Source organism: Nitratiruptor sp. YY08-10, assembly GCF_016629565.1.
Lineage (GTDB): Bacteria > Campylobacterota > Campylobacteria > Campylobacterales > Nitratiruptoraceae > Nitratiruptor.
Genome location: NZ_AP023057.1, coordinates 747506 through 762272, shown reverse-complemented (window position 1 = coordinate 762272; position 14767 = coordinate 747506). Strand labels below are relative to the sequence as shown.

General features: G+C 39.7%; 11 protein-coding genes. 1 reads left to right on the top strand and 10 read right to left on the bottom strand.

What is annotated here, in order from left to right:
• Position 1 precedes the first annotated feature (1 nt).
• A complete protein-coding gene (gene gltB, locus JG735_RS04190) occupies positions 2-4426 on the bottom strand; it encodes a glutamate synthase large subunit (RefSeq protein ID WP_201335574.1) in 4425 nt (1474 codons plus the stop codon).
• A 105-nt stretch (positions 4427-4531) separates the two neighbouring features.
• Here gltB and recO point away from each other — a divergent pair, with 105 nt between their 5' ends.
• On the top strand, positions 4532-5146 hold the full coding sequence (recO, locus tag JG735_RS04185) for a recombination protein RecO (RefSeq protein ID WP_201335573.1): 615 nt from the start codon (positions 4532-4534) through the stop codon (positions 5144-5146).
• A gap of 3 nt (positions 5147-5149) precedes the next feature.
• On the opposite strand, the gene JG735_RS04180 is transcribed toward recO, so the two are convergent.
• The 9 genes from JG735_RS04180 to JG735_RS04140 all read right to left on the bottom strand — a co-directional run bounded on the left by JG735_RS04180 (position 5150) and on the right by JG735_RS04140 (position 14747).
• Entirely contained in the window at positions 5150-6439 is a 1290-nt protein-coding gene (locus JG735_RS04180) for a chemotaxis protein CheW (RefSeq protein ID WP_236587240.1), read from the bottom strand.
• 59 nt (positions 6440-6498) lie between these two features.
• Positions 6499-8379 (bottom strand): methyl-accepting chemotaxis protein, encoded by a 1881-nt coding sequence (locus JG735_RS04175; protein ID WP_201335571.1) that lies wholly within the window; start codon positions 8377-8379, stop codon positions 6499-6501.
• Positions 8354-10027 carry a GGDEF domain-containing phosphodiesterase gene (locus JG735_RS04170; protein WP_201335570.1) on the bottom strand — a complete coding sequence of 558 codons (1674 nt, stop codon included), beginning with the start codon at positions 10025-10027 and terminating at the stop codon, positions 8354-8356. Before JG735_RS04170 ends, JG735_RS04175 begins: the two co-directional genes overlap by 26 nt.
• Before the next feature lie 192 nt (positions 10028-10219).
• On the bottom strand, positions 10220-10903 hold the full coding sequence (locus JG735_RS04165; RefSeq protein ID WP_201335569.1) for a hypothetical protein: 684 nt from the start codon (positions 10901-10903) through the stop codon (positions 10220-10222).
• Positions 10900-11157 (bottom strand): EscU/YscU/HrcU family type III secretion system export apparatus switch protein, encoded by a 258-nt coding sequence (locus JG735_RS04160; protein WP_201335568.1) that lies wholly within the window; start codon positions 11155-11157, stop codon positions 10900-10902. Before JG735_RS04160 ends, JG735_RS04165 begins: the two co-directional genes overlap by 4 nt.
• A complete protein-coding gene (locus tag JG735_RS04155) occupies positions 11154-12581 on the bottom strand; it encodes a hypothetical protein (RefSeq protein ID WP_201335567.1) in 1428 nt (475 codons plus the stop codon). Before JG735_RS04155 ends, JG735_RS04160 begins: the two co-directional genes overlap by 4 nt.
• Position 12582: 1 nt before the next feature.
• On the bottom strand, positions 12583-13344 hold the full coding sequence (locus JG735_RS04150; RefSeq protein WP_201335566.1) for an ATP-binding protein: 762 nt from the start codon (positions 13342-13344) through the stop codon (positions 12583-12585).
• Positions 13341-14084, bottom strand: coding sequence for a 5'-methylthioadenosine/adenosylhomocysteine nucleosidase (locus JG735_RS04145; RefSeq protein ID WP_201335565.1), 744 nt, complete (start codon positions 14082-14084; stop codon positions 13341-13343). Before JG735_RS04145 ends, JG735_RS04150 begins: the two co-directional genes overlap by 4 nt.
• A gap of 63 nt (positions 14085-14147) precedes the next feature.
• On the bottom strand, positions 14148-14747 hold the full coding sequence (locus tag JG735_RS04140; RefSeq protein WP_201335564.1) for a hypothetical protein: 600 nt from the start codon (positions 14745-14747) through the stop codon (positions 14148-14150).
• Positions 14748-14767: the final 20 nt, after the last annotated feature.

The following is a 14767-nucleotide window of genomic DNA, read 5'->3' as shown; positions in this document are numbered from 1 at the left end:
ATTATTCCCCTTCCTCTAGGTTCAAAGGCACTTTTCGAAGCTCTTTTGGCCGTACCATCCAAAAATTTCGTATCTCCATTCTGAAGTTGTCCAAGATAAATTTGGCTTTTTTACTTCCTGTCTCATCATAAAAAGATTGTAGCAGCTTTTTAAGATAGTGTCGTGCCTCGTCAAACTCGTCGATATCGATACGTCTAGCTTCGATGAGTTCTTGGTTGATTTTCTCGATAAAAGTGTGGTGCGTATCATACACAAATGCAAGACCTCCAGTCATACCCGCACCAAAATTGATACCCGTATCACCAAGAATCACTACGATCCCGCCAGTCATATATTCACAGGCATGATCACCTGTGCCTTCTACCACTGCCAATGCTCCAGAGTTTCGAACAGCAAATCGTTCACCCACTTCTCCGGCGACAAACAGCGTTCCTCCTGTTGCACCATACAAACAGGTATTTCCAGCAAGACTCAAGCCTTCATTGTGGGTTTTAGATGTTATGACGATCTTACCGCCATTCATTCCTTTTCCCACATAGTCGTTTCCAGCACCCACAAGATTGATTGTCACACCATTAATTAAAAAGGCTCCAAGGCTCTGTCCTGCAACTCCTTGAAGATTGATTCGGATACTATCTTCTTTTAGACCCTCATCGCCATAATATTTTGCAATCTCACCACTGATTCTGGCTCCGAAACTTCTGTTGACATTGGTAATGGTTTTATTGACAATCACTTGCTTTCCAGGATTTTCGATCGCTGGATAGACCTCTTTCAAAATCTCTTTTTCATACTCGTTACTGTCAAACGGCTCATTGGATGGAACTTGACAGGTATCTACGCCATCAAGTCTCATAAGTACAGAACTAAAATCAAATTTTTGAGCCAGTTCATTTTCTACAACTCTCAAAAGATCCGTTCGTCCGATAATATCTTCAAGTTTTGTATAGCCTAGTGTTGCCAAAATTTTTCGCACATCTTCTGCAATCAACGTAAAGTAGTTGATGAGTCTGTCAACCGTTCCAACATAGTGCTCACGTAAAAACTCATTTTGTGTTGCAATGCCCACAGTACATCGGTTCAAATGGCATACTCGCAAAATCTTACATCCAATGATAGTGAGCACACCTGTACCAAAAGCATAGCTTTCAGCTCCCAAAATTGCCGCTTTGACAATATCAAGACCGGTTTTGAGTCCACCATCCGTTTGAAGCTGCACAAACTCTCTTAAGTGGTTGGCTTTGAGTGCGTTGTGCGCTTCACTTAGCCCCAGCTCCCAGGGGTTTCCGGCAAATTTGATAGATGTGAGTGGTGCAGCTCCCGTACCTCCATCGCCACCGCTTATTATGATCTTGTCTGCATAGGCTTTCGCCACACCTGTTGCAATAGTTCCAACTCCAGCAGTAGAAACAAGTTTGACAGCCACTTTCGCATCCGGATTGACCTGCTTGAGATCGAAGATAAGCTGTGCCAGATCCTCAATAGAGTAGATATCGTGGTGTGGTGGAGGCGAGATAAGGGTGACGCCTGGCATCGTATGTCTTAGCTTAGCGATAAGCGCTGTCACTTTATGTCCTGGAAGCTGACCACCCTCACCCGGTTTTGCTCCTTGAGCGATTTTGATCTGAATCTCTTTTGCACTTCTAAGATAGGCCGGGGTTACGCCAAAGCGTCCACTTGCAACCTGTTTGATTTTTGAGTTTTTGATGGTTCCAAAACGTCTTGCATCTTCACCACCTTCACCTGAGTTGCTTTGCGCACCGATTTTGTTCATCGCTTCAGCAATACACTCATGCGCTTCCGGCGAAATGGATCCAAGACTCATCGCAGCACTGTCAAATCGCTTGAAGATATTCTCGATCGGTTCTACTTCATCGAGGCTTACTGGCTTTCGATCGCTTTGAAATTCGAAAAAGTCTCGAATAAACCGAAAACCTCTGCCATCCACCATCTTTTTAAGCTGCTCATAATCACTCCAGTCTCCAGTAATCGAGACTTTATGGATCTGATTGACAGTATTTGGATTGAAGTCGTGATATTCACTGCCGTCGATATATTTGTAATAGCCTCCAAGTTCCAATGGAAAGATTCTCTTTTCTATATCGATCTCATACGCTTTTTCATGATACCTGTTGAGCCGCTCCTCTATATCTTCATAGGTTAGTCCTGGAAGCAGGCAAGCCGAATTGGAAAAGCATTCATTCACGATCTCTTCACTTAGGCCCAAAACATCGAAAAGACCAGAGTTTCTATAGGATGCAATAGTAGAGATACCCATTTTTGACATGATTTTCAAAAATCCGGCATTCAAGGCATTGACCACATTTTTAAACCTGTTTCTTAGTTCAAAAGGAGTCAGATCCTCTTTTTTAAGTTTCTCATAGACTGTGGCAAAAAGCAGATACGGATAGACCGCACTTGCACCATAACCTATCATAACTGCGGCAGAGTGTGAGTCATACACTTCACCGGTGATTGCAACGGTAGAGACAAGATGCCGAACCTTGGCTTCAAGCAATCGCTTATTGAGCCGGCCTATTACCATCGCCATAGGCATCGTCTTTTTATTTGGACTGAGTTCTCTGTCATCTAAGACGATGATTCGCACCCCTTCGTTGACAACGGCATCGATCACCTCATCGCACAGCTTTTCAAGGCTTGCTTTGAGATCTTTTTCAAAAGCTGTCGAAAACGTTCTATTTTTAAAGCAAGCCTGATAGCGCGGATGTTTCGGATCGCCATAGGATAGAAGGACATCGAGTTTTTCTCGAATCAGAATAGGCGATACTGCTTTGAGGCGTATCGCGTGATTTGGGTCTTCATCCAAAATATTGTGGATCTCGCCAAAGCCGGTATTGAGACTCATAACAATCTTCTCTCGAATCGGATCGATCGGAGGGTTTGTCACCTGGGCAAATTTTTGTTTGAAAAAATCAACAAAGGCTCTTTGCTTTTGACTAAAGGCCGCCATAGGCGTATCGTCACCCATAGAGCCAACTGCTTCTTTTCCCTCTTTGATCATCGGCTCAATCACCTGCTCTACTAGCTCATGGGTGATATTGTAATAACGCTGTTTGTGAACGATATCTTCAAGTTTGTAATCATCAATATTGCTAAATGGCGTTTCGATATGCTCTTGCAAATAGACCATATTTTCATTGAGCCACTGGGCATATGGATTGGAGTTTTTGAGGTAATCGTTGATATCTTCGTTTTTAAGAATGACACCATATTTGAGATCAAGCGCTATCATCTCACCACTTTGCAGTCTTCCACGCTCCAAAATATTTTCTTCCGGAACACCCAAAATTCCATATTCACTCGCAATGATCAGCCGTTTATCTTTCGTGATGATATATTTTGCCGGGCGAAGGCCGTTTCTATCGAGTACACATCCAATATAACGCCCATCGGTCATACTCACAGCCGCTGGACCATCCCATGCTTCAAAACAGGTACTGGAATATTCATAATAGGCCCTGAGGTGCGCATCCATATGCGGAGCATTTTGCCAAGGAGCCGGAATAAGTGCGCGAGTTGCTTTGAAAAACTCCATACCATTGACAATCAAAAATTCAAAAAAGTTATCCAAACTTTTACTGTCACTTGCCTCTTTTTCAAGAACCGGTAGGATTCTCTCGATCTCTTCAGGGCTGAAAACTTCGCTTTTAAGTGATTCGCATTTAGCCAGAACGTTGTATCTGTTGGCGGAAACGGAATTGATCTCACCATTGTGTGCAATCATTCTAAAAGGCTGGGCAAGCTTCCATTTTGGCAACGTATTGGTGGAAAATCGCTGATGGAAAAGAACGAAACTGGCTTCAAAATCCTCATCTTGGAGATCAGGATAGAACATTTTGATATAGGTGGGCATAACAAGCCCTTTATAGGAGACCGTTTTACTCGAAAAACTTGGGATATAAAAATCTTCATCATCTTCCAAAGCGTGTTCGATCTCTCTTCTTGTGAGATATAAAAGAGCTTCAAATCGTTTTGTCGCGATCAAAGAGTTTGGAGCAACAAAGATTTGAACAATATTTGGGAGGGTTTTCAGCGCCAGTTCCCCGAGAGCTTCGGTATTGACAGGAACCTTTCTCGTATGAAGGACTTTGAGGTCGTTCTTTTTACACTGCTCTTTAATGACAGTAAGATTTTCCTCATTTTTATAAAAAACCATTGCCACAGCATATTTAGAAGGAAGAACAAACCCCTCTTCTTTTGCTATTCTTTTGAAAAATTTATGAGGCATGGAAAAAAGTAGTCCGCTTCCATCACCACTCTTTCCATCTGCCGCAATGGCACCTCTGTGCATCATTCTCTCAAGCGACTGAATCGCGTCATTAACATTTTTGTGGGAAGGCTTGTTGTCAATACTGGCAAGCAAACCAAACCCACAGTTGTCTTTGTAGGAAGTTAAAAAATCCATCCGTCCACCTTTCTTACTTTAAACAACTTTTAATATTTTTTTTAGTATAAGTTGAAATTATTTTATCCTAAATTTCGTTAAAAACTACTTATAAATGAGCTGTTGATGCAAGGATTCATACTCCATATTACCAAAGTAAAAAATGAAGACCTCATCGTAAAAGTCCTCACTCAAAAAAGAGTGTATACACTGTATCGATTCTATGGTGCAAGGCACAGTACGATCAATTTGGGCTACAAAGTGGACTTTGAAATAGAGCATGATATCGGTTATCTTCCCAAAATGAGGCACATCACCCATTTAGGTACACCCTGGCTTAAATCGATGCATACAACACTGCTTTGGCAAAAGTTTATCAAACTGCTACATGCCCATCTTTTTGATATAGAAGCAATTGATCCATTTTACTATGATCTGCTTTGCGATCTTTCAAAACGCCTAGAAAGACAAAATCCCAAACGCGCAATGATAGAAGGCTATTTGAAGCTGCTGTATTTTGAGGGAAGACTTCATACTGAACCTGTCTGTTTCGTGTGTGAATCAAAAATCAAACGAGACCCTGTATTGGTGCGAGCTTTTTTACAAGCGCACAGTGAATGTATCCCTAAAAGAAGTTTTGATCAAAAAAAGGTAGAGTATCTTTTTACCCATTTCGATACACAGTTTTTTGAAGAGGATGAGATAGAGGCTCTATGGAGCCTCATCGAAGAGGGACTATAATACTTATGCATTCTTTTGTAATTGTTCCACTATCCATTTTGTATTGATAATGTTATAGACTTCATCATGATACTCTACCGTCCCTTTAATAAAATGCTCTTTTTCTGAAACAACGATATGCACATCATCTTTTGGAACTTGTATGATTTCTTGAATAGAACCAATAAGCAGGGCATAATCGAAGAGTCTGTTCTCAACTTCCGTTTGCATGATAAGGATCAGTCCATCCTTTCCTTGACTTTCTGTTTTGGTTGCCAGATATTCCAAATCAAAAAGCAGATAACTTCTTGAATCGATAGCAACAATTCCTTCAACCCCTTCTCTATGTTCCAAAGATCGTGTGATATGCACTTCATGCTCTTCATGAATACCTTTGATATTTTCCATTTTAATCGCCAATCTTTTTCCGTCCACACTGACGATCAAGAACTCTTCATATTCATGCACCCTTTTTGAAACTTCGTTTTTGTCATGAGAGGTAATACCGTACATCTCGATAAGATTTTGCAGATATTCATTACTAATGATGGATATCACCTGGTTTTCATATATAAAAAAACGGTCGAGAATCTCTTCTCCTCTTGCAATATTGATGTTTTCTGTTTGGACATTGACTATATTGAGAATCTCACCGACACTGAGTCCCAAATGAAGATTCTCTTTTTTAAAAATAAAAATATTTTCACCAAGCTTACTATCAACATGTAGCAGTTTCCCAAGATTGATAAGATGCAATAGCCTATTTTTCACCAAATAAACACCTTCTATAAACTCCTCTTTCGGAATATACATACCCTTTTTTGCATCTTCCAAAACTTCGACAAACTGCACCATAGAAGCATCCACGGCAAAAATCTCTTTCCCTAGTTTAAACAGAATCAAACTTGTCTCATCTTGATCTGTTTCCAAAGTGTTATCTAGAAGTTCCTCTTTTTGCTTTTGATAGGATGGCTTGATCGTCGGGACATCGACACTGCTATAAAAGAAATCCTCTTTCAAAATTTCCACCACTTCTTCATCAAAATTGATCACTTCGATTTTGTCATTGTTATATTTTATATTTTCTATCTCTTCGATCTTATGGATTTCATCCACAAGGATGGCAAAATCTTTATCTTTGATGCTTAAAATTATGGCGCTCTTGTTTTTCAGATCTTCACAGTCTCCAAGCTTCAACAGCTTTTTGAGGCACACCAAAAAATAGACATCATCATTTTGTTTGATCTCTCCTATAATATACTCCGGCATAAAAGCAACATCATACACCTTCTCCACATCCACAATCCACTTCACATTGTCAACATTGACGCCGAAAATGGAGTTGTTTAATTTAAATGTACAGACGGAGACCATTACGCTTCTCCAGCCAATGCTGATGCTATTTCATACAGTTTTGCAGAAAGCTCTTTCATATCTCTACTGATTTGTAAAATGATATTTGCAGCCTCTTTCGATTCAGCAGCATTTTTGTGAGATAGTTCTCCGGCTTCTAAAATCTGTTCTGCAGCAATTTTACTCTGCTCGAGCGCCTGTACGATATTTTCGACAAGTGTAACACCTTTTTCCACCGCTTCTAGCACTTTTGTCAAATTCTCTTTATTGTTGGCAAGTTCATATTCGATTCTATCAAGCTTCTCGTTTTCCGCACGTTGGGTAAGAATAATATTATTGACCAATACATTGATTTGGTCATTTTCCTCTTTTACTTTGTTGATTGTCTGAATAACCTTGTCAAGATTCTCTTCTGAACTGTTGGCAAGCTCTTTAATATCGCGACTCACTTCACTAAAACCGCTACCAAATTCACCAGCTCGTATTGCTTCTACTGAACCATTGATTGAAAGGGCCGAAATTTGAACGATGGAGAGTTCAATTTTGCGAATCATATCATTGAGAGCATTGATTTTTGAGTTGATAAAATCAAGTGAAGGAATGATATCTTCGGATGATTTTGTATTTTCCAAAGCCATCGCTTTTATTCTTTTTAGATCTTGTATCACACTATCAAAAATCTGATCAATTTTTTTCAAATCTTCAAAAAGATTGTTCAATAGATCCTTTGCATGAGATGCCTCTTGCAAAGTTTTTATTGTTATTTCTTCCGCTCTTTTAGCATCCTCTTTGGCAATATTGGCTGCCTCTTCTATCTGTTCCAATGCTTCAACAGTCTGCTCCATCGAACGCTCGATCTCCTCATTGGTGCTGGTTAGCTCTTCTGAAGCAGATGCCAACTCATCTACTACCGCTTTTTTATCGCCTCCTTCCATCTTGTCGATAAGATCTTTGATCATTTTTGCTGCAACTTCAGCTTGCGCGAAGGCTTCAACCTGCTGAGAAATTGTATTGGTGATCTCACTGACTGCACTGGCACTCTCTTCTGCAGCACTGGCAATAATCTCCGCACTTTGATGCATAGCACTCACCTCTTTTGCCGTTCGTTTTACTGCATCAACAATACTCATTGTCAACTCATTTGTCTTTTTGATCAAATTCATGATGCTATACATGTTATTTGAGCTGTCAAGAGCAATTTTTTCGGCCTCTTGCATCGAAGTATGAAGTGTATTCATCACATCTTTTGCTACAGCAATCTTTTCTTGCGTTATTTGGACAATCTCTTTGATATTGACCACGTATCTATTGGATTTTGAAGCAATCTGGCGAATCTCAGAAGCCATAATAGTGAAGCTTTTGCCTTTTTCTTTAGCTCTGGCAGCTTCGATAGCAGCATTGAGTGCCAATAATGAGGTTTTCTTTGCCAGTTTTGTAATCAAATTGACTGCATTATCGATCTCTTTGGATGAATCGTATAAAAGATTTGCCTTCTTTGCAATCTCTTCTGCAAAATTTGCAGTAACACGCATCTTCTCTTTATCTTCTAAGATACTTTGATTCGCTCCTTTGATGAGCTCCATAAATTTTTCAGAAATCTCTAATATAAAGTTACTGTCATTTTCCAGAGTTTGGGCATTTTTATTGATCTCTTCAATTGCACTCAGACTCTCTTCAGCCGCCCCAGCATTCTCTTCTGCCGCTGCAGCAATCTGCTCCATTGTTCCTTTGATTTCTTCAATTGCCGCCAAACCTTCTGCCGTTTTTTCAGTCAGTTTGTGAGAAATTTCCTCGATAGTTGCTGTATTTAAATCTATACTGTTTTGCGTTTCATCCTGTTGCGTATTATTCGAATTTTCTGTTATTCCCTGGTTTTCAAAATGTTTCTTTATAAATCCCATTTATACTCCTTATAAATTGATTGATTTCGGGTTTGCCAAAATAGTATCCTTGATACACATCTACCCCGATCTTTTGTAAAATTTGCAGCTGCTCCTTTGTCTCAACACCCTCTGCAACTACTTGCAACTCAAAAATATGACCAATTTTTGTCATCGCTTCCACAATTGCATAATCATTGGAATTATCGACAATATTTTTTACAAACATTTGATCGATTTTCAGCTCAGACAGCGGAAGCGTTTTTAGATATTCAAAGGAAGAAAACCCCGTTCCAAAATCATCGATGCTAAATGATATACCAAATTTTTTTAGTTGAATTATTTTAACAATCGCTTCCTTGATATTTTCCAATAAAATATTTTCTGTTATCTCAAAGATAAGATTATTTGGCTCGATGCTATATTCATTGATAATTTCTTTCACTCGCTTGACGAAAAGCTCGTCCTCAAATTGTCTTGGACTGATATTGACCGAAATCTTCGTATCACTATTTTGAAGATAGGAGCAGACCGCACGCAAAACATACTCACCTATTTCGATAATCAATCCATTCTCTTCAGCTATAGGTATGAATTTGGCTGGAGAAATTATCTCTCCGTCTCGTTCCCATCGTATCAACGCTTCATATCCAACAATATGTGGGGAACCGTTTTGTAAACGGACTTTTTTTTGAAAGGCTAGAAAAAATTCGCCTCTTTTCAGTCCGGCTTTGATTTTTTCTTTTAATGCGCTCTTCTCTTTTACCATCTCAAGATATCTGGAATTAAAAACGATAATGCGATTTCTTCGCTTCTCTTTCGCGTTGTACAAAGCGACATCAACCTGTTTTAACAAAGTGGCGATATCTAAATTTGGCTCAATCAGTGCAATACCGATGCTGACTGTTATGTTGATAGTCTGATCCTCGATACAATAAGGCTTTTCCAACTCTTTTCGCAGCCGATTTGCAAACGTGACACTGAAAATCCGAGCTCTCTCTCTATTTTTTTCTTTTAAATCACAAAAGATAAGAAATTCATCACCTCCGGCTCTGGCTATCAAAGCCTCCGTTTTCACAAGGGCTTGTAGTCTTTTTTTGATCTCTTTTAAAAGAAGATCTCCAATTTCATGTCCACGAATCTCATTGATCTCTCGAAAATCGTCGATATCGATAAAAAAGATTGTCCCATAAAGAGAATGACTCGTATAAAAGGAAAGTACTTCTTGGATATACTCTAAAAAAAACTTTCTGTTGTAAAGTCCTGTAAGCAAATCGTAATTGGACAGGTAGTCAATAAGGTTATCTTTTTCTACGATTTCGGAAATATCAAAAATGGAAACGATACGCAAAACAGTACCGAATAACTGGATACTTCTCCCCTTCACCAAAACCCAGGCATTCGAACCGTCTCTTTTTTTAACCTTGACTTTGTAGGGTTTGCTATAATTTTTTCCAATATGGTTTTGTACAATACTTTTGCAATTATCATCAACAAATTCAAATACGTTTTTCCCTACAAGCTCTTCTTTTTGATATCCTACTATTTTTGCAGCACTGCCGTTGGCATATAGAATCGTTCCATCAACTTCAATAAAAATAATTCCTTCAAAAACATGTTCAAAGAGATGGACGATACACTCTTGAAGCTGCTGATTGAGACTTTTCAAGTTTTAATATCCTTGACACATATTTTTTGAAGCAAAAAAATATTTCATAATAAAAAATGATAACTAAAATATCTTAAATAGAGTTTACTCAATGGTAATATCATGCTTATATCATACTATAGAAAGAAATAATGGATAAAATCGCCCTCAAAACGAGGACATGCGGAGACTCATAAGGGAAAAAAGGAAAAACTAATTTGCTTCAAAATCATCTACGATCATATCTGTCCCGCTCAGCATCCTTCCACCGTAATCGATTTTTTGCAATACTTTCACATCTCCTACCGGATCTTTTTTTACGACATAGAGCTGTCCGTAACTTTGAACAGGATGAAAAACAAAATCCTGAAGCTCTACTGCCGCATCCTTTACCTTCAAGGTTTCCGGAAGAAGTGTATCGCATAGTACATCAAGATAACCTTCTCGTAATATGTCGTATTGATCAAAAAGCACAGAACAATCCACATACCCAAACTCTACTTCATTGGACTCGGCATGCTCGATATCTGCTACCAAATCCCAACGGCCATCACCCTCTTGAACAACAACGAAGAAAATATCACCCACTTTGGCATTTTGAATCAATGGTAGAAGATCGACAATATTTTTGTTTTTCAATATCACATCATCGGTATAGTATGTTTTCGAATCGATCTCTATGGAAGATTCGTCCGGATCGGCGCAATGTATCTCTTCAGGTGCTTCGATAGCATCTGCTTCTGCGCTCTCGACATATTCTTTGGCGATTTCAAAAAGCTCTTTGACATCTTCAGCAGATTCCAAATCAAACGCATCCCACTCGATACCTTCCATCTCCAGTCGTGATATGTTATATATTTTTACGATTTTTGCTTTTCCTGCGACTGATACGTTCATCGTTTCTCCTTTTTCTTTCTATAGATATAAGCCAATATTTTGGCTACTGCCACATAGAGTTTTTGTGGTATCTCTTCATCCAATTCAACTTTTGAAAGAACCTCAATCAGTTCAGGATCCTCATAGAGCTCGATACCATGTTCTTGTGCTAGTTCGATAATTTTTTGTGCCCTGTACCCTTCCCCTTTTGCAATAACCTTTGGCGCATTCGAACTCTTTTTGTCATATTGAAGTGCTACTGCCTTTTTTTTCATACTGTTATATTGATTCCATCTGTTGTAGTATAACGCGTTTTTTCACCCGAATGTGATACAAAAGTCACAAAAACATCCTCGAAATCTTCCAGATCTTCTATCAATTGTGTAACGCCATCTCTGAGAATTTCACGAAAAACGGCATCTTCTATAAAAAACTCCACTTTGAGACTATTGTGTATCATCAAAAGATCTACTTGTGCTTTTCCAATGTCTTCAAAATCGAGATCTATCTGACAAAAATAGTGTTTTTTATCTGCCCATACCCGCAATGATCCTTCTTTTAGATCCTGCCAAACAACCGGAAGGTAGGTGTATACCATCCCGCTCACCAACGAATAGAGTTGAAAATTTTGGAGATTGTGATAAAGCGTAGATACTTTTTTGTCATCGCCCAAGGATTCTTTCATCTGTGCTACCAATACCTTGAGGTCATGGGTGATAATCTCCTGTGCTTTCGTGTGAAGAGTATGTAGAGCTTGTTGTATGAGAATCTGCAAAGGCTTTTGTGTTTCATTGCTAAAGAGTGCTTTGATATGTTCATCCAAAACAGTCGCATTGAGCACAAACTCTTTGATCTCTTTTGGGGTTTTAACATCCAACTGCTCTTGAACATTTTGTAAAAGCGTAAACTGCTTGACAAGAGTGTCGAGTCTCTTTTCCAAAAAAGTTCCACTGTTGAGAATCAGTTGTTGAATATCTTGAGTCAGCATTGAGTTGAACTGTTCAGCCGGGAAAAATATATCATTGATCTGCTCAAATCGTTGTACGAGTGTTTGCGCATCATTTGCACGTGCGATATAGCGCAGAAGCGGCGTATCGGCATTTTTTAGCTGAGGAAGATTTTTTACATTTTTCAAAACTTCTTCAAGTTCGTTTTTTGCACCTTTTTTGATCAGCTCCTTTGCCTGAGCAATGAGCGTTTTAAAATCTTGTGAGGAGGACAGGGCTACGAAACTTTCAGGTTTGAGTGTTTGAATAATCTCTTCGTTCATCCGTTGCAACTGCTCATTGAGTCCTTTTTGGAGCAAAATCTGCACTGTTTCGTCATCTTTGTTTCCAAGGGCTATTCGAAGAGCTAGTTGAAGATCTTTTGTCAAATCCAAAGATTGCAGTTTTTTCTCAACTTTCTCTTTTTTTGGACTGAGAATTTCAAGCAACTGAAGTTTGATCGCTTTTTCGCTGCCTGGCATTCCAAGGACTTTGAGAAGAAGCGTCGTATCTTTTTGCAAAGGGATTTCTGTTCGCATCTCAAGCTCTTGGCCATTGATACGAACCAAAACGGAACCGCTTGGCAGCACGTCGACTACTTCGGCCCGTACAGTTCCATTGACTTTGAGATTGAGTGAGACCTGCGGCAGTTTGAAAAATGTCTGTTCTTTGAGAACATTCTCCACATTGAGTGGAGGCAGATGGGGTTGCATATCAGACCTTCAGACGCTCTTTATCAAAAAAAGTATCGTCATGAATATGACGAAATGAGGCTCTGATATATTTTACCACATCACGAAACCGCCCCTCTAACTCCGAAACAAAAGCTTTCATATTTTCGCGAACATATGGCTCTTTGATATCAAAACGCATGGCAGGACACATCTCATCACCGATCGCCATAAAACCGTTTCGCTCTACAAATCCTTGAAGCTGCTTTTCACGGGTCTCGATGAGTGGTCGAATAACGTAGAGTCCTTTCGAGCTTTTATAGATTGGAGGCATAGAGCGCATCGCTCCGTTATAAAACATATTCATAAAGAAACTCTCAATCGCATCATCAAGATGATGTCCAAGAGCCAGCTTGTTAAATCCGTTTTGCAACGCGTATGTATAGAGTGCCCCTCGCCTCATCCTTGAAAAAAAGCTGCAATAGGATGAGTTGGTGCGGATCTTCTCTTTAGCCAGATCAAAAATCTCCGTTTCATACACGGTATGCTCGATACCATACTCTTCGCAATGCTTCGTTAAAAAGTCGTAATTTTCTCCCATGCCATAGCTGATCGTCACAGCTTTGAAGGTAAAATCATATGGTGCCACTCTTTGGATATGCTTGAGGGCATGTACGAGCGTCAAAGAATCTTTGCCACCGCTCAGTCCCACTAAGACTCTGTCGCCTTCTTTGAGCAGTTCAAACTCCACATTCGTCCGAGCAATCTGTTTGATCAGCTTTTTCGTAAATTCTGCCCGCTTCATTGTATGATCGCATCCACCATTTTTAAGATAAACTCCGCACTTCGTTTGGAAGAGCTTTTCAAGAATGTGTCAAAATCAAAACTCGCATCCATATCCGCTGCATCACTGATGGATCGTAGGATAAAAAAAGGGATATCAAAAGCATCACAGACAACTGCCACAGCAGCTCCTTCCATCTCCAAAGCATCCGCATCAAAGGTCTTTTGAATCCACTCTTTCCTTTTGGGATCGGCAATAAACTGATCACCTGTTGCGATAGTACCCTCTTTCAAAGGTACTTGCATCTGCTTTGCCACATCTTTTGCGATCTCTCGTAAAACGGGATCACTCTCCACGTACACTTTGCCCTCTGGTACATACCCGTACGGATGACCAAAAGCCGTGATATCAAGATCGTGCTGGCACAGTCTCTTTGCCATTATAAGATCGCCAATGTGCAAATCTTCGCTGATAGCTCCGGCAACACCGCTAAAAAGCAGTTTTTCAACTTTGAAATGCTGAATCAACACATTCGCCGTCAAAGAAGCGTATACTTTTCCTATTTTACTATACGCAACGATAATTTCATGGCCCTTATACTTTGCTTCAAAATATCTGTTTCCGGCAATATAGTGCAGTTTGATATTTTGCATATGTTCGATAATATACTCAAGAGGCTCATCCGCATTCAGCGTCGAATCAAGCCTACTCAAAATAGGCTCGATCTCTTCAATCATAGCGCCCATAATCGCTATTTTCATGCTATTCTCCAGCTTTTTTAGTAGATTGTAGCAAAGAAGGGGATAAGGAGGGCTTAAACCCTCTTATTTCCAAAGATTGTTGCTTTTGGCAACAGGACCTTTATCGAAATGATAGATGGTATGTTTGTTTGCACGTTCACCATTTTTGTAGACAATGTAGCTCGCCTTAAGATGCTTGTTGTTATTGGAGAGTTCTAAAATGATATGATGAACATGCGATTCGTCACTGTCACACACCTCGCTTCGTTCCTCATCACAATCAAAAATGAGCTTATTGGGCGTACTCTCTTTTTCATTGAAAATAAAGCTTGGTTGATTCTTTTTCGCGCAATAGTGCGTCGCCAAAAGAGTATTACACTCCGGATAGTGATCACAGTGATACATAGTTACCATCCAACGAATGGTGTCCGGCAAAAGCTCCTCTTTTATCGCAGAGCCCGATCCAATCACCGTATATTCCACACCCGTTTTATCTGTCCCCAAAAGCCTTTTTACCGCCGGATGGTTATGGGCGCCAGTAGTATCGATCTGCTTGCTAGCAGGTGAGAGCGTCCATTTGCCAGGTAAAACCTTTTTCATATGAAAAAAAGCCTCTTTGGAACTCATCTGTGCAAAAGCGGCAATTGATCCAAGTAGCATCATACTGATTGCAAATCTCTTCATTTTCGCTCCTTTTTTTAAGA